This window comes from 'Nostoc azollae' 0708, from assembly GCF_000196515.1.
GTDB lineage: Bacteria > Cyanobacteriota > Cyanobacteriia > Cyanobacteriales > Nostocaceae > Trichormus_B > Trichormus_B azollae.
The window spans coordinates 2,248,889-2,273,015 of the sequence record NC_014248.1 but is presented as its reverse complement, the minus strand read 5'-3'; the positions used below and the strand labels follow the sequence as shown (position 1 = coordinate 2,273,015).

The 24,127-nt window shown below is 36.4% G+C and carries 19 protein-coding genes and 3 pseudogenes; 12 read left to right on the top strand and 10 right to left on the bottom strand.

Going from position 1 to position 24,127, the window contains the following annotated elements:
* Positions 1-223: 223 nt before the first annotated feature.
* A complete protein-coding gene (locus AAZO_RS33635; RefSeq protein WP_144031277.1) occupies positions 224-412 on the bottom strand; it encodes a hypothetical protein in 189 nt (62 codons plus the stop codon).
* Positions 413-625: 213 nt separating this feature from the next.
* Between AAZO_RS33635 and AAZO_RS10365 the strand changes: the two are divergent.
* Positions 626-1,735 (top strand): annotated as a pseudogene (locus AAZO_RS10365) (ISAs1 family transposase).
* 441 nt (positions 1,736-2,176) lie between these two features.
* Here the strand turns inward: AAZO_RS10365 and AAZO_RS10360 are convergent.
* Positions 2,177-3,610: a hypothetical protein gene (locus AAZO_RS10360; RefSeq protein WP_338027122.1), complete on the bottom strand. Its 1,434-nt coding sequence runs from the start codon at positions 3,608-3,610 to the stop codon at positions 2,177-2,179.
* A 443-nt stretch (positions 3,611-4,053) separates the two neighbouring features.
* Between AAZO_RS10360 and AAZO_RS10350 the strand changes: the two genes are divergently transcribed.
* Complete coding sequence (locus AAZO_RS10350) at positions 4,054-5,664, top strand: ArnT family glycosyltransferase (RefSeq protein WP_013191206.1); 1,611 nt, start codon at positions 4,054-4,056, stop codon at positions 5,662-5,664.
* Positions 5,665-5,926: 262 nt separating this feature from the next.
* Here the strand turns inward: AAZO_RS10350 and AAZO_RS10345 are convergent, their stop codons facing one another.
* Entirely contained in the window at positions 5,927-6,316 is a 390-nt protein-coding gene (locus AAZO_RS10345; RefSeq protein ID WP_013191205.1) for a hypothetical protein, read from the bottom strand.
* Between the two features lie 454 nt (positions 6,317-6,770).
* Between AAZO_RS10345 and AAZO_RS10340 the strand changes: the two genes are divergently transcribed.
* Entirely contained in the window at positions 6,771-8,675 is a 1,905-nt protein-coding gene (locus AAZO_RS10340) for a chloride channel protein (protein ID WP_013191204.1), read from the top strand.
* A gap of 66 nt (positions 8,676-8,741) precedes the next feature.
* On the opposite strand, the gene AAZO_RS10335 is transcribed toward AAZO_RS10340, so the two are convergent.
* Positions 8,742-9,155 (bottom strand): AbrB family transcriptional regulator, encoded by a 414-nt coding sequence (locus AAZO_RS10335; RefSeq protein WP_013191203.1) that lies wholly within the window; start codon positions 9,153-9,155, stop codon positions 8,742-8,744.
* Positions 9,156-9,512: 357 nt separating this feature from the next.
* Between AAZO_RS10335 and AAZO_RS10330 the strand changes: the two genes are divergently transcribed.
* The 4 genes from AAZO_RS10330 to AAZO_RS29810 all read left to right on the top strand — a co-directional run bounded on the left by AAZO_RS10330 (position 9,513) and on the right by AAZO_RS29810 (position 12,646).
* On the top strand, positions 9,513-9,956 hold the full coding sequence (locus AAZO_RS10330; protein ID WP_013191202.1) for an Rrf2 family transcriptional regulator: 444 nt from the start codon (positions 9,513-9,515) through the stop codon (positions 9,954-9,956).
* A 69-nt stretch (positions 9,957-10,025) separates the two neighbouring features.
* Complete coding sequence (cbiB, locus tag AAZO_RS10325; RefSeq protein WP_041639861.1) at positions 10,026-10,988, top strand: adenosylcobinamide-phosphate synthase CbiB; 963 nt, start codon at positions 10,026-10,028, stop codon at positions 10,986-10,988.
* A gap of 83 nt (positions 10,989-11,071) precedes the next feature.
* On the top strand, positions 11,072-11,608 hold the full coding sequence (gene pyrR / locus AAZO_RS10320; RefSeq protein ID WP_013191200.1) for a bifunctional pyr operon transcriptional regulator/uracil phosphoribosyltransferase PyrR: 537 nt from the start codon (positions 11,072-11,074) through the stop codon (positions 11,606-11,608).
* Between the two features lie 229 nt (positions 11,609-11,837).
* Positions 11,838-12,646, top strand: a protein-coding gene (locus AAZO_RS29810; protein ID WP_228371604.1) for an IS5 family transposase whose coding sequence is annotated in 2 segments (ribosomal slippage) — positions 11,838-12,174 and positions 12,174-12,646 — 810 coding nt in all. Because the reading frame shifts where the segments join, the coding sequence is not laid out codon by codon here.
* A 21-nt stretch (positions 12,647-12,667) separates the two neighbouring features.
* Here AAZO_RS29810 and AAZO_RS41985 read toward each other — a convergent pair.
* From AAZO_RS41985 to AAZO_RS26460, 4 genes and pseudogenes are all read right to left on the bottom strand, one after another.
* A pseudogene (locus AAZO_RS41985) lies at positions 12,668-14,580 on the bottom strand (hybrid sensor histidine kinase/response regulator).
* A 763-nt stretch (positions 14,581-15,343) separates the two neighbouring features.
* Positions 15,344-15,655, bottom strand: a complete 312-nt coding sequence (locus AAZO_RS26470) for a hypothetical protein (protein WP_049790662.1) — start codon at positions 15,653-15,655, stop codon at positions 15,344-15,346.
* Between the two features lie 105 nt (positions 15,656-15,760).
* Complete coding sequence (locus AAZO_RS43650) at positions 15,761-15,907, bottom strand: PAS domain-containing protein (RefSeq protein WP_420807062.1); 147 nt, start codon at positions 15,905-15,907, stop codon at positions 15,761-15,763.
* 670 nt (positions 15,908-16,577) lie between these two features.
* The gene (locus AAZO_RS26460) at positions 16,578-16,832 is read right to left on the bottom strand and encodes a GAF domain-containing protein (RefSeq protein ID WP_338027192.1); all 255 of its coding nucleotides are present in this window, start codon (positions 16,830-16,832) and stop codon (positions 16,578-16,580) included.
* A 683-nt stretch (positions 16,833-17,515) separates the two neighbouring features.
* Between AAZO_RS26460 and AAZO_RS10295 the strand changes: the two genes are divergently transcribed.
* From AAZO_RS10295 to AAZO_RS33630, 5 genes are all read left to right on the top strand, one after another.
* Entirely contained in the window at positions 17,516-18,025 is a 510-nt protein-coding gene (locus AAZO_RS10295; protein ID WP_013191197.1) for a molybdenum cofactor biosynthesis protein MoaE, read from the top strand.
* 153 nt (positions 18,026-18,178) lie between these two features.
* Positions 18,179-18,568: a hypothetical protein gene (locus AAZO_RS37790; protein WP_228371601.1), complete on the top strand. Its 390-nt coding sequence runs from the start codon at positions 18,179-18,181 to the stop codon at positions 18,566-18,568.
* Positions 18,569-18,855: 287 nt separating this feature from the next.
* Positions 18,856-19,431 carry an MBOAT family O-acyltransferase gene (locus AAZO_RS37785; protein WP_228371600.1) on the top strand — a complete coding sequence of 192 codons (576 nt, stop codon included), beginning with the start codon at positions 18,856-18,858 and terminating at the stop codon, positions 19,429-19,431.
* Between the two features lie 733 nt (positions 19,432-20,164).
* Complete coding sequence (locus AAZO_RS29795; RefSeq protein WP_081462754.1) at positions 20,165-20,434, top strand: hypothetical protein; 270 nt, start codon at positions 20,165-20,167, stop codon at positions 20,432-20,434.
* Positions 20,435-20,648: 214 nt separating this feature from the next.
* Positions 20,649-20,855 (top strand): hypothetical protein, encoded by a 207-nt coding sequence (locus AAZO_RS33630; RefSeq protein WP_144031275.1) that lies wholly within the window; start codon positions 20,649-20,651, stop codon positions 20,853-20,855.
* Between the two features lie 361 nt (positions 20,856-21,216).
* Here AAZO_RS33630 and AAZO_RS43645 read toward each other — a convergent pair whose 3' ends face one another.
* Positions 21,217-21,477, bottom strand: a complete 261-nt coding sequence (locus tag AAZO_RS43645) for a hypothetical protein (protein WP_013191195.1) — start codon at positions 21,475-21,477, stop codon at positions 21,217-21,219.
* 115 nt (positions 21,478-21,592) lie between these two features.
* Positions 21,593-23,226 (bottom strand): annotated as a pseudogene (locus AAZO_RS43640) (IS1634 family transposase).
* Positions 23,227-24,127: the final 901 nt, after the last annotated feature.

Here is a 24,127-nt window from a genome sequence, read left to right as displayed (position 1 = left end):
TACGTTTTTATATACAAGAAGCAAAACTAAATTGTGATTATGTTGTAATTGATACTTTCTCTGGGCTTGGTACTACACTCGTTGAGTCCAACTTTCGAAATCTATTCTCAATAGGTTCTGAAGCCCATCCTTTTTTTCATGAGATATCACAAGCTAAAATATTTCTCCCATCCAATATACAAGAAGTAAAATTTTTAGAATATCTATTACTATCAATTCAACCTTACACTGGAAGTTTACAAGAAATATGGTCTGAAGATGCTCTAATTTTTTTAATGTAAGGATTCAGGTCTAAGGTAGAGGGATTAAAGAAAGGTGTATGGAAAGCAGAGTGAACTATGGCTTTCATAGGTTGGTCAAAAAACTCAATTAGAGAAAGTGCCTGACGGCGACAAGTTTTTATAACGGTCAACAAATTCGCAGGATGTTGGAATAGGTCCAGAGAAAGAGAACGACCACAGACTTTTCGTTGTGTCAGTGCTAAACCCAGGGCGAACGCATGTAATTATGGTACATATATACTAAGGAACGAGAAAGGTAGGGAGGGCTGATGATATGGAGGTTGACCAATGAGGCTCTGATGGTAAAGTCATTGTAAAAGTAGAAGAAGAAAGTCCCAAAAAGTGTGAAGCTCAAGCCCACAATCACGATTACTGACCACGTTGCACAGATGGAAGATCCAAGAGTAGAGGGGAGGAAACGACACAAGTTAATTGACATTCTTACCATTGGAATTTGTGCAGTAATTTGTGGAGCAGATAGTTGGGTGGCAATTGAACTGTATGGCTGCACAAAATATGAGTGGTTAAAAACCTTTTTAGAACTAGGAAATGGGCTCTGGTCCCAGGACACATTTGGAAGGGTATTTGCACAATTGAATCCGCAACAATTTCAAAATTGTTTTTTGAACTGGATGAAATCAGTACATAAGATAAGGGATGGTGAAGTTGTGGCAATTGATGGGAAAACTTTATGTAGTTCTCATGGTAAAAATAGTGACTAGAGTGCAATCCAAATGGTAAGTGCATGGGCAACTACAAATAAATTAGTGTTGGGACAGGTGAAGGTGCATGAGAAATCAAATGAAATTACAGCAATTCCCGAATTATTAAAGGTTTTAGAATTAGCTGGATGTATTGTCAGGATTGATGCCATCGGGTGTCACAAAGACATAGTAAAGTTAATTACGCAAGAAAATGCAGATTATGTAATTACTTTAAAAAAGAACCAAGGTAATCTGTATGAGTCAGTAGAACAGCTATTTAAGTCAGGGATAAGTACAGGTTTTCAAGAGCTTCAACATAGCACATATAAACCCGAAGAAACAGGGCATGGTCTTCATGAAATCCGCAATTATGTGATGTTACCTGGAATTGGGTTTCAGCTTGACCCTGATTCAGTTTGGTCAAATCTAAAAAGTGTTGGGATGCTAGAACCTATCGGATAAGTGGATGATAAAACAACAGTAGAGACTCGTTATTTTATTAGTAGTCTTGAGTCAAATGGAGAACAATTGGCTAATTCTGTCCGCAGCCATTAGGCAATAGAAAATTCATTGCATTGGGTATTAAATGTAGCTTTAAAACAAGATGACTACCGGATTAGGAAAGATAATGCTCCACAAAACTTTGCAGTAATGCGGCAGATAGCAGTCAATCTTTTGGGTAAAGAGAACCCCGTGAAGCGGGGGATAAAAAATAAACAGTTTTTGGCAGAAATGGATAATAACTCTTGAGAAAGAGTTTTAGCTTTAGCCTCAACTAACTTGTCAACAATTTACTTAATATTTTCTTCTACTTATTTTTACAGATAAGTTTACTTATTTATGGATGAATAGTTAGCTCATTTATCCTTAGCTAAGAGTTATTCAATTGGAGATAAGCTAATTCATCGCCTAATAGAAAAGTGATTGATTGTGTTTATATATCCATCAAGCTTTGCACTTATATAGATGATTTTAAAATCCTCATTAGTTTTTATTAGGAAATAAGGTGCGTTTGCCCTGGTTTTCAGTGGTTATTCTTCTCATATCACCTGGTCCCAACTAATAATTAGGAGTTACGTAAGCAGTCAGCTTTTTCAGGCTAACGCCAAAAATACCTATTTGATAATTAACCAATTTCTGAAACATTCAGACTCCTTTCTCTTGACTCCTGAATTCTTACCGAATTACGAGTTAATTATCATCTTGATTTTTAGCTGGTTTTGGTGATTTACCTGCATTCCGCACATTCATAACTTTACTCAGTAGATCGAACCAAAAAGGCGCTCCCATTGCAATTGCCAGACCGCTTACCATCCAACCAGTAATCATGGTTAACACAGGAACAACAGGCCAGCTATTCACTTTGTTGATTCTCCAATTGAGTTGTTCTTGTAAGTTTTCTCTTGTCCAACCAATTGGTAAACTAATTTCATTTAAGATCTCTTTTAAAATCTCTTTAGTATTAACACTACTGAGATCATTAGCATTAGTAGTTTCTATTGTTTGCACAGCTTTGTAAACAATAGCTTCTCTTAGTACCATATCTTTTGATAAACGATCAATTATGTGAAATATATCTGCATTTGCACTGACAGCTAAAGTAATACCAATCAAAATGGCTACTCCTTTAGCATTACGCTTGTAAACGCCACCTGCTCGCTGCATAGACTCATCAAAACAGCTTTCAAGTTCTCCTCGTAATATTTTAATACCTTCCTCTGTGCTTTTAGCTCTGTATTGCGCTCGTTTTACTATTGTGCCAATGTTCTCTACTATCATAGGTGGTAAGCTATCAGTCAATTCCTTAATAGTTTGATATATTGGGCTGTTGTCGTCATGTATGGCTGTTTCTATTTCTGTATAAACAGCACTACTTGTATTCATTAATTGGACGATTTCGTTGATATTGGGCTTCAATCCTCCTAGAATTATTGCTTCATCAAGATCTTGAAAAATGTGTTGACGGAGGGCCTGTAATCTCTTCAATGTTTCGTTTAAGAATTCATATTGGGGGTGTATATTGGCTTCAAAATTGTCCACATATTTATATAGACTATCTTTCATCCGTTCAACAGTGGTATCTATATCAAATCTATGATCTTTAAAGTCATTAAAAATGTCTGTATATTGCTGAGATAGATTATTGAAATCATTCCCGATATCCTGGGTGATATGATTGGATATTTTAGTTGTTTCCAAATGTTTCTGCAACCTGACAAGAATCTCTCTGACTTCTTGTAAACTTAGCTCTTTAAATTTTCCCAGCCTCACTACTGTTAAATTATAGATTAATTTAGGTATTTTCAATTCCTCTATCAGAGTTGTGGAAAAAGTATCACCGGACATATAAGAAGGTGCACTATTTTGATTTCCAAGAGCTGTTTTCCCTTGTGAGGATTTAGAAATTATTTGTCCTATGAAGCGAGTTATGGAAGCTATAAACCAAGTCAGTTTTCTAGGAAAAGTAGATAACACTCCTTTAGCTTCCTGGTTGATGCTTTTAATTAATGGATTAGTATAAATTTTATTTGTTAATTCGATTATTTCCTTGGTTTCTGAGTTTACCAAATCTCCAGCTAAGAGAATTTCAATTGATTTTCTTAAATGTACAGCCCGCCATTGCAATACTGTAGCGATTAATTCTTGAATCTCTGACGCTAACAGACTTAAAATTAGGTAAATAAAAATTAAACCCAGGGCGATATCTAAAATAAAAGCTAGGTACATTATACACATTCCTTCAGGACAATTAATAAGTTGATGGTTGTATTCTTTATATCATTTAACTTGTAAAATACTCGTTAAATGATATAAAGAATAACTAAAAAAATTTTTCTCCAAAAAATTATCATTATTGAGAGAAAACTGAGCTAATTTTGGATCTAGCCATTGCTTTCGAAAATAGTTGGTGATGGTGCAATACTGTTCTGGGTTTTGAGCCTTGAAGTTGTAACTTAGTGAGGCATCGGGCATTGAGTGGGTGAGATTCTTATCCCCATCTCCTCATCTTGTTCCCTATTACCTTCTCTACGTAATTGAACCAGCGAGTAAAATGATTAGCATAAAATATGCAAGAAGGAAGCTATATTTGGACTCACCTAGAAAAACAGCATCACCCAGTTGACAAATGGATTGATTGGATATGGTTAATAGTGTTACTGTTGGCGGCGGTGTTACTGTTCAGTATTAATCTTGGAGGACTACCGCTACGAGATTGGGATGAAGGGACTGTGGCACAGGTGGCTAAAGAAATTTGGCAGGATTCAGCAGGTTCTATGGGCTGGCTTTACCCTACTTTGGGAGGTGAACCATACTATCAAAAGCCACCCTTGATGCATTGGCTAATTGCTTGGTCTTACTCTGTAGGTGGTGTAAACGAATGGACAACTCGCCTACCTGGTGCAATATTGACTGCGATTTCTGTGCCTTTGCTGTATTGTCTTGGTAGAGAGATATTTCGCCAGCGTTGGGCGGCTGTTTATAGCGCCTTAATTTATTTGACAATGTTACCAGTAGTGCGTGATGGCAGGTTAGCAATGTTGGATGGGGTGGTAGTAACCCTGTTAATGGTGATGATGTTGTGTGTTTTGCGATCACGCCGAGATTTACGCTATTGCCTTGGTATCGGGATAAGTTTTGGGCTGATTTGCCTGACTAAAGGCTTATTGGGTATATTATTGGGTGCCGTTGCTGTAGTTTTTCTCTTTTGGGATACACCAAGATTACTCACTAGTTACTATCTGTGGATAGGAATATTGATCGGCATTTTACCTGTACTGGGTTGGTACGCTGCCCAACTACTGCACTATGGTTATCCCTTCACTGAGATTAATTTAGTCGATCAACCCCTTAATCAAATTAATCTGGTAGCAAATGGTCAACCTGAAGCATTTTGGTTCTATCTCATAGAAATTCTCAAATGGTCATGGCCGTGGTTAGTATTTCTACCACAAACTCTGCGCTTCACCTGGGACAATCGTAATCTTAGCTGGGCAAGATTGATCATAGTCTGGACTGGTGTGTACTTACTGCTGATTTCTCTGGTTAGTGTCAAACAGCCTTGGTATATCTTCCCCATTTACCCTGGTTTCGCTTTGGCCTTTGGTTTCCAACTCACAGAAATAGAGAATTTGCGTTTATTCTCCTCCTATCCCCGCGCTTGGGTAACTAGTTTTGCTATCTTAGCCGTCGTAGCTTCTGCAGGTAGCATTTATTTTAGTTGGGGGAGTACAGGCAAAACAGACTTACAGATTATTTTCGCCTCTGCAGCCTTGACTATGACTTTAGCGGCTATTTTAGCAGAACGAGGTGATGGGCAATTTTTGAAGATTTTAGTTTGGGGAAGCTATATTTCCCTACTGTTGTTGATGAAATCTAATTACTGGATCTGGGAACCAGGAGAAGCTTATGCTGTCAAACCAGTTGCGCTAATGATAGCACGAGCCAATCCAGCAGTTAGGAAAATATACACATCTTTTCCCTACCCCCGTTCATCGTTGAATTTTTATAGCGATCGCACCATTATTCCTGCTTCTTTTGGGGATTTACAATATTATTGGCAGTATGATGTACAACCACCTTATTTGCTTGTGAATGCATCTGCTTTAGAAAATCTCAAACTTCCATTGATTAAAGTAGTTGATCAAGCTCAAGGTTGGCAATTGATCACTCGCTATTAAAAAAGCTAGAAGGTAGGGGGCAGGGGCTGAAGGTAATACATTCCCCTGCACCTTTTTCTCCTTTTTGACCTTCCTTTAAAAACCTACTACAGTCGTGAATTCAAAATGCTTCTTTCAGAAGAGCTACGCTAACAGAATAGTGCTTCCAGCAGGGTGGGTGAACAAAATTCAAAATGTATATGGCGTGAGATTTTCAGAGATCTGGAATGGTTGGTTTATTTATGCCAAGCCGTACTAGATTCTACAGCCTATTTGTGGTAATTTATGGTATGTAATCCTTTCCTGGTTTAATCACCTTCTCATTTTCTCCAACCAATGGATTGTTGTAGCTTATATTTTCCTGGGTTACAGCAATTGTAGTTAATAAAACTGCACATCCCATAGCCAAAGCGACAAAAGGGCGCTGGAGAAGAACTAAATTCCTAATCATCCTAGCTAGAGGATAGCTTTGACGAGCCAACGCCGAAGCAATGACAATTTCCTCCCAAGTAAACGGATCACGGACATAGTGACCACTGTTACAAACCACAAGCCTTTCCTGACAATATGGACAAGTAAATAAACCAATATAGGTCTTCATAGGTTTTGTTCTGTTATTTCTTTGGCAAATCGGGCAAGTAACATAATTATTATCAAAGGTGTGTATATTCATCTAGCTTGTCCACCTAGTCCATTTACTCACTCTATAAAAATAGCTATATTGAACTTTGATAACTATCGAGTAATCTAGTCAAACCTTTACAACTGCGAGAGGTACGCCAGTTACATCCGCCAAGAAGGTGTATGATCCTGGGTGTGGACAGGAAACAGAGAATTGGTGTTGTTTATACCCAGTCCCAAGATCAATAAGGGACAGAGCTACTACTAATTTTTCCCTGCACCCTAAATCCCTACAAACTTTTTACTGACTTACTCATCTGCCGTCAACACTAATTCTCTCCTATTTAAACCCTTCTTTTCACAAAAATTCTAACTACTTACTTGGGTTTACCAAAGCTTTGTAATTGAAGCCAATCAAGCATACTTGTCCGGTTGCTAAATAATGGCTCACAATGAGAACTAACGAATAAAAGATTAAATTTCTTTCTACATTTCCCCCGGTTTTCATGACTCTCTTGCCTCCTACTCAACTGAGGAAGGTAAGGTCACTACCTGCCTTTCCCACAACTTCCGCCCGTTTAACTCATCTAATTAATCGTTTTCAACCATCTCCAGAAACAGTCGTGCTGTTTTTAGCCGTGCTTATTGGTGGTGGTACTGGTATGGGTGTAGTTACCTTTCACTATTTAATCCAGCTGATTCACGACCTAATGCTGGAAAATTTCATGGGACATATAGGAGTCTGGGGTGCTTGGACTTTAGCTTGTGTTCCCACACTAGGTGGTTTTATTGTAGGTTTAATGCGTTGGCGCACTCAAGACTTTGGCCCCGGACTTTCATCTCTAATTGCTGTCTCTCAAGGGAGAGAGGTGAAGCAACAACTACGACCTGTTACTAAAATGATAGCTGCTGCCGTCTCTTTAGGTAGTGGTGCATCTTTGGGACCAGAAGGACCAAGCGTTGAAATTGGTACTAATTTTGGGGTGTTGTTGTCAGATGTACTGCAAGTTTCTCAAGAGAGACAGCGGTTACTTTTGGGTGCAGGTGCTGCGGCTGGTTTAGCAGCAGGATTTAATGCTCCCATTGCCGGAGTATTTTTCGCTCTAGAAGTGGTGATGGGAACTACATCTTTTGCCACTTATGCTGTGAGTGTTGTTTTACTAGCAGCAGTAGTAGCAGCATTGATAGCTCAAATTGGTTTAGGATCCCAACCCGCTTTTGCTCTACCTGCTTACCAAGTCCGCAGTCTATTGGAATTACCGCTTTATCTAGGCTTGGGTTTGGGTGCAAGTTTAGTTGCACTGACCTACACTCAATCCATTAGTTTGGCTAAAGGGTTTTTCGAAGGTCGGATTAAAGGCTCTGAAGTTTTTACACAGATTCCTCAGCCGATTAAACCAATTATTGGTGGTGCAGTAGTTGGACTTGTGGCTTTACAGTACCCACAAATTTTAGGCATTGGTTATGGAACTGTGCAAGCAATGCTGCAAGATCAGGAATTTTCTTTAAACCTTTTACTTGAACTTATAGTATTGAAACTGCTAATGACGGTGGTTAGTTCTGCTAGTGGGTTTGTAGGTGGTTTGTTTGCACCGGCCATGTTTTTAGGTGCATCCTTTGGGTCAGCTTACGCCAAAGTTTTAGCTTTGATAGCGCCCATAATTGGTGAATATATGGCTGCTCCTCCAGCTTATGCAATGGTGGGTATGGCTGCTGTTTTAGCGGCTAGTGTAAGAGCGCCATTAACAGCTATTTTAATGTTGTTTGAGTTAACCCGTGACTACCGCATAGTTTTACCTTTGATGGCGGCAGTTGGTTTAAGTGTATGGTTAGTAGAGCGAATTAAACCAAATGTTAACTCTAATTCCAATCTTCAACAGATTGGGCTTGCAGAATTGAAAGATGACCAGGTGGAAATAGTGCAGCAAATTTCCGTGGCAGATGCTATGCACTCCTACCCTAAAAAAATGCCTGCAAATCTTGGAGTTTTGGAAGCAGCTATGGAAATGATCCGTGATCGCACACGCACTGCTTTAGTAATTGATAATGCAGAAAAATTAGTGGGTATTCTTTCTCTAGAAGATATAAACCGTACCCTTTCCCTTTGGGAAGGTTTCCATAATTCTCCCACTCAAATACAGGCTAATTTTGCCAGTCAAACAGTAATAGACATTTGTACAACTGATATTCTCTATGCTTGGAAGGATGAACCTTTATCAGAAGTTTTAGACCGTATGGCGTTGCGTGGTTTGCATCAATTACCAGTAGTAGCAAGAGACAACCCCGATTGCATTTTAGGTTTATTAGAAAAGGAGCAAATTGCTTTAACTTGTAACTTGGCAGCCACCCGCAAGGCGATACAGCAGTATTTACCTGTCTTACCAATAACAGATATAGTGATTGGTCATTAATCATTGGTCATTGGTCATTGGTCATTGATAAAGATCAACAACTGACAAATGACAAATGACAAATTATTAAGCTGTAGCTTCTACTTCAGCATCCTCTTCCCTTTCTTCTGGGTCTACTTGCCGCAATCGAATGTGCTTTTTACCCAAAGTGATGATAAATTCATCTCCAGGTTTAAGATTCATCTGTTTTGTATAAGCTGAACCTATCAATAAGTTATTATTCGACTGCACACTAATTCTATAGCTGGCACTGCGTCCACCACGACCATTAGCACTAGGTGTGCTATCCAACTGAATGCCCTCAGCATCAATTAGGGCATTCAAGAATTTCATCATATTGACGCGCTCTATACCATTTTTGGTAACAGTATAGTAGCCACACTGTTTAGCTTTGTCTTCCTTGCTCTCGTTCTCTAGCTCCTTGACTTTTTTAAGCAGTTCTTCACCAACAAGGGGGTCAATTTTTTTCTGTTTAGGCATCAACTTAGGTCGAAAATGAATGTTTGAACTGGTTGAATCGATTTTATTTTAACTGATACTGAGCTAACAGGAACAGAATCCTTTATTTTTTATCTCAGCATAGGCAAGTATATTACACTTACAGAAAAAATTGTTGCACAATTACCAATCTTGTCAAGATATTTTCTGAAATATAGTTCTGATAATGCTGGTATCTATATATAGTTTGTGAATTGCTGGTAGACTATATTTGTTTAACTTTTTTAAAGTCCCGCAGAAAAGTCGCTGCTAACGGAAGATAATCTTGAAGTCATTGGTCATTAGCCATTGGTCATTGATATGTGGCTTCCCTATTCCCCATTCCCTGATAACTGACAGATGAAACTAACCACCAGAGGACACTATAGTGTTAAGGCATTGCTAGATTTGAGTTTACAGCCAAAATATGGACCTGTGTCTGTAAAAGCAATTGCCAAGCGTCAAGATATTCCGGCTCCTTATTTAGAGAAACTGCTAATAGAAATGCGTCGTGCCGGATTAGTGAAATCAATTCGTGGCAGCATCGGTGGTTATCAATTAGCAATAAAACCTGCACAAATCTCTATAGGACAAATTTTAGAAGCAGTAGGGGAAAATATAACGGACTTACCTTTGAACAATCCACGTCCTGCACAAGCGGAAGATTGGGTAACATTTACACTATGGCAAAGACTTAACCAAAAACTAAGAGAAGCTTTATACAGTGTCACTCTGGCAGACCTTTATTATGATGCTCGTAGTTGGCAGGCATCTCTGGGAGAAGTAGCTAGTTTTGTAGTTTAGTCCAGTTGTCAATTAACAGTTATCAGTTATTACTATAAATTGTTTAGAGTTCCCTATTTCCAATGAGCAATGACCAACAACATGTATATCTTCATCATTGCAGCCTTGTTAGATTATTTAATTGGCGACCCTTGGGGTTGGCCTCATCCAGTGCGAGTGATGGGGTGGATAATTTCTGGCTTAAGTAAATTTTTTCTGCAACATTGCCAGAGTGATATAACACAGCGTTTAGCTGGAATTATACTCGCCATTATCCTTATAATAGGGAGTGGTTTATCAGGCTGGTCAATCATTCAAATAGCCAAAGGGCTGCATCCATTGTTAGGAGTAATATTAGAGAGTATTTTTCTAGCCAGTTGTTTCGCTCTTCATAGTTTACGAACGGCTGCTGTAGATGTTATCAAACCTTTAACAACAGGAAATTTAAAACAAGCGCGACAGATCTTAAGTAATTATGTGGGTCGGGATACAGCAAACCTCTCAGAACCAGAAGTTTTGCGGGCAGTTCTAGAAACAGTGACAGAAAATGCTACGGATGGAGTAATGGCTCCTTTATTTTATGCAATTGTGGGTGCATTAGTTCCTGTTGTTGGAGCAGTCCCTTTGGTTCTAGCATATAAAGCCAGTAGTACCTTAGATTCAATGGTGGGTTATCGACAAGCACCCTATACTTATATTGGTTGGTTCAGTGCTAGGTCAGAAGACTTTTTAACTTGGCTTCCTTGTCGGTTAACAGTGATGACTTTGGCACTATTATCAGTTAAACCCTTAGATGTTTGGAGTATTTGTCGCCGGGATGCTATTCAAGACCCCAGTCCTAATTCTGGTTGGAGCGAGTGTGCCTATGCGGCTATTTTAGGTGTACAGATGGGAGGGATAAATTATTATGGTGGAGTAACTAAAAATAAACCATTGTTAGGAAATGCTATTTATCCAATCACCCCAGCGTCAATTTACAAGGCTTTGCAATTGACTAGATATTCGTTTTTACTGTGGTTGGGGTCGGCAATATTTTTAATTTATAATTCTTAATTCATAATTGGAGACAGAAAGCTGAAGAAAGATAAATATTTCTCTATCTCCCTCATCTCCCTTATCTCCCTCCCCCAGTACTTATGTCTACCAAAGTAGTTGAAATTCTCTCATCAGAAGAACTGCGTCGTACCTTGACCCGCCTTGCTTCTCAAATTATTGAAAGAACTCGTGATTTGTCCCAATTGGTACTTTTGGGTATTCACACTAGAGGTGTACCTTTAGCTAATTTATTGGCTCGTCAAATAGAGACTCTTGAAGATATATGTGTGTCAGTTGGAGCCTTAGATATTACATTCTATCGTGATGATTTAGATAAAATTGGCTTAAGAACACCTGCTAAAACTGAGATACCTTTTGACTTAACAGGGAAAACAGTTGTTCTAGTTGATGATGTCATTTTCAAAGGTAGAACAATTCGTGCTGCTTTGAATGCAGTGAATGAGTATGGTAGACCAGAGGTGATTCGTTTAGCTGTATTAGTAGATAGGGGTCATCGCGAGTTACCAATTCACCCAGATTTTGTAGGTAAGAAACTGCCTACTGCTAAAGAGGAGATTGTCAAAGTTTACTTACAAGATGGGGATGGACGGGATGCAGTGGAATTGATTGGTAATTGAACCAGGTGAGAAGTCATAGGTGACAGGTAACAGTGAACAGACTGATACACTAGGAGTCAGGAGTCAGGAGTAAAACTTCATTGCTGTCTAGGTTTCAATTTAGATTCTGTACCTCATTGATCTGCAATCTGCTCTTAGAGGCTATTGATAAAGTAAATGTAAAGGGGAGTAGAAAAGGAATATTGGAAGGATAGCATACATAAAATGTAGTGTATTTACATAGCTACTGATGGAACGAAAGTCTTACCCCACAGACTTAACTGATATGGAGTGGGAAATCCTGGCCCCATTGATTCCACCAGCTAAAGAAGGAGGGCATCCACCCACAACAGATATGGGTGAAATATGTAATTCCATCTATTATCATTTGAAAACTGGATGTCAATGGAATATGCTTCCAGGTGACTTCCCGCCAAGGTCAACGGTATATAGCTATTACAGGAAATGGCAGGGCCAGGGGGTCTGGGAAAAATTCAACCATACATTGGGTGGTCAAGTTCGCTCGGAATTAGGTAAATCAACACAACCTACCGCGCTCGCCGCAGACAGTCAGTCGGTCAACACTGACCAAAAAAAGGGGATGTGTATGGTTTTGACGGATGTAAAAAGGTAAAAGGAAGAAAGGGGCAGACTTTAGTTGATAGCCTGGGACTTGTGTTGAAAGTTGTTGTTAGTGAAGCGAATGCCCCAGAACGAATACTTGCTGCCTATGCACTAATGGAACTGCTAGAGAAACCCACAGAATTATTGGAAAAAGTCCAAGTTTTATGGGTTGATTCCGGTTATGACGGTGATAAATTTGCACTTGCAGTTTGGTTCCTGACTCAAGCTCATGTTGAAGTCATAGGACCTACTGAGCAAGAATTTAAAGTTTTACCACAACCCTGGGTAGTAGAAAGAACATTTGGGTGGTTTAACCAATATCATCGTCTAAGCAAGGATTATGAGCGTTTAACACAAATGAGGGAGGGGGCTATATATGCTCTTATGACTAGAATTATGCTACTTCCTCTTGTCTCCTCAACATTTACTTTATAAGTCATCTCTAACTGATAACTGTTAACTGATGACTGTGTCAATACTTTTTAATAATTGATTTGTCGTATAAGGTTTGGATAAAAAAGTCGCAACACCCAGATTATAAACTGCATTGACTTTATCGCTGGATGGCAGTCCGCTGATAGCAATAATTTCGACATTCGGATTAATTTTATTGAGAGTACGGATAGTAGTGAGTCCATCCATGGAGGGCATCACTATATCAGTTAACACTAGAGGTATTTCATTTTGAAATTCTACATATAAAGCAATTGCTTCAATACCATTATGAGCCGTCATTACTTGATAGTTGTATTTTCCTAGTGCTGTTTTTGTAATATCATAAATAGCAGTTTCGTCATCTACAACTAATATTACTTCTCCATTGCGTTGAGTCAACGAGCGAGATTTCTGGTTGTTTGATAATCTCAGTTGTATCTTGTGCTGGTAAATAAACTTTAAATTTACTGCATTTTTTTTCTTCGCTATAAACATTGATAAAACAGCCATGACTTTTAATAATTCCCAAGACGGTAGAAAGACATAAACCAGTACCACGACCAAATTCTTTAGTAGTAAAAAATGGTTGAAATATCCGGTCTATGATTATTGGATTCATGCCAATACCAGTATCAGTTACAGTAATCACAACATAAGGTCTAACTTGAGCACAAATGTGCATTTGAGCATAATTTTCATCAACTAAAACATTTTCAGCAGTAAGCTTTAAAATGCCACCTTTGGGCATAGGATTATGGGCATTGACATATAAATTTATTAACACCTGATATAATTTTGTGTAGCATCACCAGAAACAGTCCAGACATTTTGAGAGATTTTGGTAATAAGTTCAATAGTTTTAGAAAATATTTCTTTAACAATTTGCTGAATTTGGATTAGTAAATGTTTTAATTGTATCACATTAGGTTTGCTTAAGCCACCACAGCCATCACCATCTAGTCCACGAGCGAAAGATAATACTTGTTTGACTAAGTTTGAGCCTCTTCTCACATTATTAATCAATATCGGTATTAGTCTTTGAGAACGTTCACCTTTAATTTGAGCCTCTAAAGGTTGTGCAGTCATCAAAATCGGTGCTAGGACATTATTTAAGTCGTGAACAATACCACTAGCTAAAGTACCAATACTCTCTAATCTTTGAGCGCGTAAGAATTGCTGTTATAGTTGGTCTTTTTGAGTAATGTCAGTGTTGACAAGTAAAATAGATTGGAGTTTATGACTGAATGCTGGTAGTAATGTCCAACGACTTTCAACAAAGATCTCTTGACCATCTTTGGTAATTCGATATAGTTCTCGTTCGCAGGACTGATTTTTAATGAGAATTTTGAATCCTTCTGACAATTAAAAAATGCTTCTTTCTGCAAAGAGATGCCGGATTTTTTTGTTTGAGCTTCTTCTTGACTCCAAGCATACAGATGTTCAGCAGCTTTGTTCCAAAATAAAATTTGTTCTTCTAGATTACCTACTAAAATTGCATCAATAGCAAAATCAAGTAAAGCAGCTTGTTGACGGATTTTTCGTTCTGTTTGTTTGCGTTCAATGGTATACCGAATGGAACGTCCTAATAAAGGTCCTGTTAATTGACTTTTTTCGAGATAATCAACTGCACCTGCTTCCATAGCTTCTATATCTATTTCTCTATCACTCTGACCCGTAAGTAAAATAAAAGGACAAGTACAACCATTGTTAATAGCTTCCCGTAACAGTTCTAGTCCGTTATACCCACCTAAACGGTAGTCTACTAGATAGATATCATGTTGGTTTTGAGCGATCATTTCTCTAGCTAATGGATAACTATCAACCCATTCTAATTCACAACCAGCCACCTGAAATTCACTGAACTAATCACAAGTTAAAAAACAATTATCCTCTTCATCATCAATTGACAAGATTCTCAGCTTGGGTTTATTCATAATTGCCTCCCACAGCTTATAGGGGAAGTTTTAATAGATTTCTGTTTAGCTGCTTCATATCAACTTTGGATAATTACCTATACTAAACCTAGTAACGCCATGAACTAAAAATTAAAAATGTACGCAGCATTAGCTTTTTAGAGATTTGGAATCGGTGGTTAATTTCTACCGTATAATACTACTTTATTTGATAGTTGCTTTTCCCAATTACTGATGTATATCTATCTCAGGTCATAAATAAATTCAGAGGTTAATATGATATTAATCTCACTACTATTTGGTTAAAACCCTGAAAATTGTTAGTTGGTTTGCAAAAGGGGTAAAGGGTAAAAAGTAAAGGTCTTCGCCTATACCCCTTAAGTGCTTAGTATTAATATCACTTTCATTTTTCCTCTTTGTACTAATAATTTAGTATTAATGAATTATTTGTTTATTCAATAGACATAAGCTCTAGACATAAACTCTCCGCTACATTTGTATAATTAACCTCATTTTATATTTTATAGTAAGGTAGTAATCCCTCTCTGGGAGGAAAATTTTTCAGAATTCAACTATTAGCTAATATTATTAGATGCAATAGAGAATATTTATATATAAAACTCAATTATACTACTGCTATTATTTTTTCACTGTATCTAGGGTCTTTAATGGTTTTTGTACTGTGAATCGTTTGTGTAAAAAAGTTATATAATTAAATTCTTGTTGCAAGAATAGATATTCACTGGTAATTAATCAACTTATAGCATGAATTATTAATTGTGGATTAATTTGTCGCAATTTGTGAATACTTTTGATTCCATCCACCCTTTGACATAGCATCATGAGCATTCAGACATAAAAAATTAGTTAATATTTGTTGAAATTGGAAATTTGGAATTGAGTTCTGCAATAGATGTACTACCATTAAAACTAGCGAAAATACATTATTTAAATCATGAGCAATTCCGGTAAAAAGAGTGCCAATACTCTCCATACTTTGAGCGCAGATAAATTGCTGTCCTAACTGTTTTTCATAAGTGATATTTGTCTCAATGAAGAGGATATTTTTAGCTAAAAAATTATCATTATATACCAAGTTACACCAACTTTCTGCAATTATTTGTGCGCCAGATTTTTGATGCTTATATAATTTTCCTTGCCAATAAATATTTGTGACAACTGTTTGATATATTTTCTGCTGTTATGATTCTATTTGATGATTCCATAGATGGTTAGGATTTTGATTGATAACTTCTTCTGCCTTCCAACCATAGAACTTTTCGGCGCTTTTATTCCATAAAAATATTTTGTTGTCTAAATTCTGGACAACAATGGCATCTGTTACAATATCTAGTAATTTAATGCAGATTGTTAGTGGAGTTTTTGTTATGAATTTTTACGGGCTATGATATCCTTATGCATATATAGTCGGACAAAATATTGATCATTTCTACCACAAATCTCGCTGGAAAAACGCCGAATAATCCGCCTATCTGTGAAGGATAGTTCATCTTCAATTACGGAACGATTATTTTCAAATTTGAGAGCGTGAAATGATGATAAAGAAGATTCCCTATCGGTGATTCATTGGAAACAAGTGGGAAGAATATCTTGACTTTTTAGTTCCCTAGTTTCCATGCGCTCCTTCAAGTGTTAAATTTGCCAAAATTCACACAACTTCTCATTAAAAAAAGGATATTTCAATCTAACAGTGCTTGAGTCAATTCTGCTTGAAGATAGTAATTAATCCACTGGTTTAAATGGGTTATATCTGCACCTATCTCCCTCGCTAGAAGATCTTACATTGTGGAGTGAGTCCAAAAAGTTTTGCAGTCTTTGGAGTATCAGAAATATGTAGAATGTCCTTATCTACTAACTCTACAATTCCCATCATCATCGGGGCACTTTTAAAGAAAGTATGTAGCATAGATTTACTTTCATCAAGTGCTGTCTGAGCTTGTGTATGTTCTGCATTCAAATGTGAAAGTTGTTTTAAATGTCGGCGAATTTTTAATTGTCTAACTATTAGACGTATATTGCAGTCCTCTCAATTGTTTAGGACTGATTTGGCGTGGTACTTGATCTGCTACACATAAAGTTCCAATAGTTGCTTCTCTTGAGACTACTAAAGGTAGAGCATCATAAGATGTTATATACGGTTCAGAGATGACTGCATGTACTATCGCAAACTGTTCAATTGCCAAGGTATCAGGAATAATTAAAATATCACCTTGCTGAAGAAAACTGTGAAAAAAGTCCTCATCTAAGGGTATTTCCTGAAAATATAACCCTACTTTGGAGTTACACTAATGGTGGGTATCTATAAGATTAATTGCAGCAATTGGTGTATCACAAAGGAGCGCACCTAATGATGTTAACTGATCAAAAGTTTACTCTGAATCGATATCAAGAATTTTATGCTGATGGGGAGTATCAAGCTTTGTTGCTACATGATTAGACACTGGGAATTTTATGAACAATTTTCCTACTAATAGTTACAGGTTTGATAGAAAAACACTCAATTCCTCTAAGCAACCATTTTGTAAGGATTTATCCTGAATGGATGTACTAATACACCAGACCTCTTGCAAAATTGTTTATGTGGTATGATAGAGAGTTTCAGATTTTATCTGTTTTTGGTGTTCTTTGGCCTCGCTAATTCAAACATGACCCTGTAACTCTAACTTCTGGCTAAAATAAGGATACGCCCTGATTATAACATAAAATTAATTCTGCAAGAGGTCTACTCTGTATCTCATTGGCAAAAGTGTTTGAGAATATTATTCTGAATAATATTAGTACTACACGTCACATTTGACTTGATATGTATAAGGTTATTAGCACGAAATAGACAGCATTCACTTCTTCTTATCAGCCCATTTTTACTCACGGTTTGGGCTGTTTAAGGTGATAAATTTTTCTCACCAGTTTAAGATTCATCTTTCAGCAATTAGTGATGAATATGAATCTTACTTTTCCCATCAGACCTAAAGCTGAAGATAGCTTTGCTATTACCTTAGCTCCATTGTCCATTGAAGAAATTTATACTAAAGCAGACAACACTGCCAATGGTGCCGTAGTGGTAATGAGTGGGATGGTTCGGAATCAAACCGATGGTAAAGCAGTGGTAGCTTTAGAGTATCAGGCGTATGAACCAATGGCGTTAGAGATATTGTATCAAATTGCTGCTGATATACGCTGTCGTTGGACTGATGTAAATCGGATAGTAATATATCATCGTGTGGGGCTGTTAAAAATTGGAGAAGTAAGTGCTTTAGTAGCTGTAGGATGTTCCCATCGGACTGAAGGGTTTGCAGCTTGTCAATATATAATTGATACCCTGAAACACAACGCAGCGATTTGGAAAAAGGAACATTGGCAAGATGGTTCTATTTCCTGGGTAAGCATTGGTGCTTGTGAACAGGAATGTTTAAGGGTATCCTCTGACAACAAATTGCTAGGTTGAATGGTAAGATTGATTCACAGTATTTACAACCAGGATATCTAGCAATAAATTTACAACAAGTTTAAAACTACTAGCGCTTTTATGGTAATATTTTTGGCTAGTTGATGAGAATTACGTGCTCCTTGGGGCGATCACTCGTACTGCTTAACCTATATGTTGTTTAGTTCTTCGGTTTTTATGTTAGGGTTTTTGGCAGTCACTCTGCTGGTATTCTGGCTCTTAAGTAAATGGGGATTAAATCAATTTGTATTACCTTGGCTGCTGATATGTTCTATACTTTTCTATTCTTATTGGAATCTTTTTCCTCTAGCAGGACAAGCATTAACCCCCGGAGACATTTTACTGATTATTGTTTCTGTTGTTTTTAATCATCAAATGGGGATGGTAATAACCTCAGCCCAACTCTTTAGTAGTCGAGGTGAACTTTTGTTGATTATTGGCACTGTAATCAATCTCGGACTGATTGCATATTATAAATATGCTAACTCTTTTTTATCTTCAGTTGGTAGCTTGTTTGCAGCTGAATGGAATTTGGGTAATTGAATACTTCCCTTGGGGATTTCTTTTTAGACCTTTACCCAAATTGCTTATCTAGTCGATGCCTATCGTGGACAAGTTAAAGGTGAACAGTATATTTTACCAAATTACGCATTATTTATTCTCTTCTTTCCTCACCTAATTGCCGGTCCAATAGTACGTTATGATAAACTCATTCCCAAACTAGATCATTTAAAAGACTTTGTTTTTTCTGGTAAAAATTCTGCCTTACGGCTAATAGTATTTAGTCTAGGTTTAGCTAAAAAAATCATTATAGCTGATACTTTATCTCAGTGGTTAGTCCCAGTTTTAGTAATACTAATATTGCCACATTTATTCAAGCTTGGGTAGGAGCTTTAGCCTATACACTTGAGCTATATTTTGATTTTTCAGGTTATTTACATATGGTGGTTGGACTAGGATTTATGTTTAATACTCACCTAGCAATCAATTTCAGATCCCCCTATAAATCTACTTCAATTACTGATTTTTGGCAACGTTGGCATATTACCTTTTCTAACTTTTTGAGAGATTATTTATATATTCCCTTGGGAGGAAGTCGTAAAGGAGAAGTCCCACGTTATGCCAACTTAATCATCACCATGTTATTAGGAGGATTATGGCATGGTGCAGGTTGGAGATTTGTGACTTGGGGAGGATTACAAGATATTTTTTTATTAAAAAATCATGGCTGGCGAAAACTAAATATTAAACTTCCTGCATTAGTAGGGTCGTTGATGAAACTTTTTGCAGTGGTAGTGGGTTGGGTAATCTTCCGCGCTCAACATTTACAGGATGCTATAGAACGTCTCAAAACAATGTTGAGAATGAATGGCATAGTTATACCTGCCTGGTACGCCAGGTGGTAAACTTGTCTATTCTGTCTCAATTTGGCATTCAAGTTCAAGAATGGAGTAAGCTGACTTATTTAACTGAATTTTATGGTAAGCAATCTTTAAGCTTTGTTGTCTTATTTGTACTAATGATTACTCTTACATTCCTAGGTAATACTCAGGAAATCAGCAATAAAATAACTTTTAACAAATGTTGGGGAATTGCTATCGGTTTATTGGCTGGCTATTGCATACTTTCCCTGAATTATGTCTCTGAATCCCTTTATTTCCAATTTTAGAAATAAGTATAAAAGGTATAATTTATTTCGTACTCCCCATAAGTGATTCTTCTTACGATTTAACTAATAGTTCTGAAACTCAACGGAGCAAGTCGGATAATTATCCTCAATTTAATAAGTGGCTTTTAGTAACTATAGCCATATCTAACTTGATGGTAGTCAGTGTTAATCTGGCCATTGATCCTTATGGAATATATAAAATCCCAAATTTTTCGAGTATTAATCATGTAAAACCCAAAAGAACTTCTAATGATCGGTTACATAAAAAAAGTATTGATATTATTCGAATAAAACCTTTGGTTGTATTTTTAGGTTCATCAAGAACTAACCAAGAATGAGACCCTAGTTATCCAGCTTTATTTAATGCTCAACCTGCTTACAATCTAGCTCTTGATGGAGCTAAGCCATACGAAGTTCTGGGCTATTTACAACATACTATCAAAAATCGACCTGACCTAAAAGGAGTAATTTTGGGAATTGATTTTTTGATGTTAAATGATCTTAACAGTAATCAAGATCGCTTTGATGGAAATAGCTTAGGAAAAACTTCTTTAATTCCTACTCATGTTATGAATCCCCTCCTTTCAATAGATACTTTAGAGGTGATCAGGGAAACAGTATTGGCTAGTTTGAATGAGCCTAATAAAGATAACTCCTATGGAGAAAATAGGTTTCTACCTCATCGTCAATATAAAGATGGAAATACTAAAGGCAGGTTTACAAACTCTATTAATAGATAATACAAGTTCTATCACAAATAGAAGTTCTCCGATGGATATTTTGATATTTTTCAAAAGATCGTTAATTTCTGTCGAGACAAGAAGATAAAATTAATTGTTTTTATTTCTCCTGCTCATGCTACTCAATGCGAAGCAATTCGCGCTACAGGAGATTGGCAAACCTTTAAAAATTGGAAAAAGAAAGTTGTGCAAGTAACTCCTATTTGGGATTTTTATGGATATAAAACTATCACGGCTGAATCAATTAAGAATGGAAAACTATGTTGATAATTCCCATTACACCAAACGAGCAGGTGATGTACTATTAAATCGCATTCTTGCTTATAAAGAAAATGAAGTATCAGCAGACTTTGGTGTTTTAGTAACTAAAGAAAATATCGAATCTAATTTAGCTGAAATTTGTGCAGATAGAGAAGAATAGTTAACAAACTACAAAGATGAATTAGAGTTAGTCCAAACCCTGGAACAGAAATTTGTGGAAAATATAAATCAGAATGATAGACATCGCAAATAATAAATTACAACCTTACTGGTGGAATATTCTTTGTAGCATCAAGAAAATTAATCATCATGTACTTTAATAAAACAACGATAATGTATGAATAGTTCACCTCTTTGTGATTTAACTAATCCTTATCAAGCAGAATTTAAAAAATATGATAATGATTTAAAATTCAACGAATGGTTTTTATTTACTCTAGTAATATCTATGTTACTAGTGTTAAGTTTTAATATAGTAGTTGATCCTTATGGAATTCATAAGACTCCTAATTTCTCCGGGATTAATCATGTAAAGATATGAAAAAATTCAAATGATCGTCTATATAACCCACATTCGGCACCATAAAGTACCATAGAGAGAAATTACGGAGAGGAGAAATCCAAGGGAGCATAAAAACAAACATATGCAGTGAAAAAAGGCATTGGAGAAACAGTAAAGCACCAAAAATAGCATCAAAAGTTATTCTCAATAAGGAGCAATAAGAAAGAACACCGCCCAGAGGAGTCAACAGATAAATGAAGATATTCAAGAGATAAATCATAACTTAGACTAATAGATTGAAGTGAAAAAAGAAATTATTGACATAGTAAAATAGAGATATAAATCAAAGACATTAGGTTATTTTCTGATAGAAATTAAATTAATAGAGAGGAGAATTAGGTAAGTAATTGATAGTAGGGAAAACAATGCTCTGGTAAAAGATTCACAATGAAATATCTCTGTTGGATCCAGTTAGATATGTGTTTTTCTTGGTTAAGTGTAACTAAATGAATAGACTGAAAGCATGGAAAAATCCAGCGTAAAGTGGGGCAGTCAGTTGATTTGCCCAATTGATTTTTTACTCTTGATTTAGACTCTCTCACAGCGGTTCTAATTTGTCGTTGCCCTAAAGTATAAACCAGCAGACATAAACCCATAATCATTCCCAGGGACTCTATTCTCTCTGGACTTTTTAGGAAAATACTGTCTGCAAAAAATAATGGGTCTTTGAGAAAAGCAAACCCTCTCTAGCAAGACTGTTGAGCTTTATATTCATTCAAGATGGAGTCATGGGTAAGTTCATTGGAATCCAAAAGGTTTGTACCAATAATAAAAGACCCTGCCCTCAGAAATTCTGTATTAATTTTACTTTCATTCTGGGAGAATGTAGCTGATATTTCAGAGGATATCTCTCCTGAACTATCTTTTTTCTTAGATTTGACTTGAGTAACGTTACTCTGGTTAATTTGGTGATATTTGAATTGTTTGAATAGTTGAGATAACCCCTTGATAGAATCAGCTTCACAAGCAAATTTTTCTGGTGATAACTTTTTGAAATCTTGCACAGCTTTTGATTGTGCCTTGGTAATTTTTTGTGAGAGTTTACCCAGGTCTAATTCTCTTCTTTCTTGACTTTGCACTACTAACCATCTTTGTTCTATTCCTGGATAATTTACTGTTTTTGAAGCTAGTTTATATCCGGGTAAGTTACTATCAACAAATTCCGGTTCTGGTAATGTTTATATTAATCATTGTGCTGATTTTATGCTTAATGGCACTGGACATAACCAGCTTAAATATGACATCATTCATCATTTTTAGATTTGATTCTGTATATAAGGCCCAGTCTGCTACTATGAGACTGTTAACTTTTAACTGTTTTTGGTACTCTACTGCTATTTTACCAAAGCATGATGAATCTGCTTGGTTTCCCGATGCTAGTTTTAAAAATATATATTGGTATGTCTCCATCTCCTGAAAATATCATTTCTATGATCAACTGTTTTAACTCCGGTCTATGGTCACCAGAATAACCGTAGGTGATAGTTATTTCCTTTGGTGATTTTACTGCTAATTCTTCTATTTCTTGATTATTTCCTACTTTTCGACTCTCAAATATTACTTCTGGTAAGCTGGTATTATATTGCCAATGTATGTACATTTATGATGAGTCTAGATGCCCTGCTCATAGGGATACTCAAAATTTTTGGCCTGCTTTTAAGGCGACAATAAAAAATATTCTATCCAATCCTTTTATAAATAGTTCATCCATGACTCTCCCCAGTTTATCATCCTTGAGATATTCTGGTGTTACTCCTGCTCCTATTAGATACTCACAGGGGATTGTTTCAAAATCTTGGGGAAACCTATATAAGGGTTTTTATACAAATCCTAACCCGTTGATTATCATGGGTTTTACTACATGACCCGGACTTACTTTCTCTCCAATTTCAAGGATTATTTCTACTACTCCTATGGCGTCTATTATTCCTGCTACTACGCTTAAATGGTCTAGGTTTTGAATTTCCATTTTTTGAAGCTTTGATTTCACAACAGAATTATCCACAGCTCCTGTTGTGATTAAATCATTTCTTCTTCTGTTCTAATTTAATTTTTAAATCATTAAATTTTCTTTTCTTTTATCTTGTTTACAAAACTTTATTCTCTCACTCTATTCCCATTTTAATGATACTGTTCTCATTAAGCCTTTTCTTCCTTGCAGGAGTTTTAGTTATTGTGTACTACTATCTGTGACAGTTAGGGTGCCGAAGGTGGGATATAAAGCTATTGATATTATTCGTATTAAACCATTAACTATATTCTTAGGTCCATCAAGAACTAAGTAAAGTTGAGATCCTAGTCACCTAGGTTTATTTAATACTCAATCTGCTTACAATTTTGGTCTTGATAGTGCTGATTTCTACGAAAGAATACCCTATGTACAACATAGTACTAAAAATTAGACTGTAATAAGTAATTTTTGGGATTAATTTTTTTATGTTTAATGAATTACGTAATAATCGACCTGGCTTTGATGAAAATAGGTTAGAAAAGGAATTTTCAATTCCTGCTGACATTATGGATTCTCTCTTTTCAGTAGATACTTTTAGAGTCAGTCAGAAAAGCATATTGGCTAGTTTGCAAGTCCTGACAAGAATAAATATTATTATGCTGGAAATGCGTTTTCACCTTATACAGAATCTAAGAATGCTAAGACTATAGGAAACTTTAAATATACTCTTAGTTTGTATTTGAACCGCTACCATTACTATAAACTTTATGATAAATATTTTGAAGATTTCCAAAAGCTTGTTAGTCTTTCTTAAGAAAGAAATATAAAATTAATTGTTTTTATTTCTCCTGCTGAGGCTACTTAATGGGAAGCTATTAAAGCCACAGGAAAATGGCAAGGTTTTGAAAACTGGAAAAGT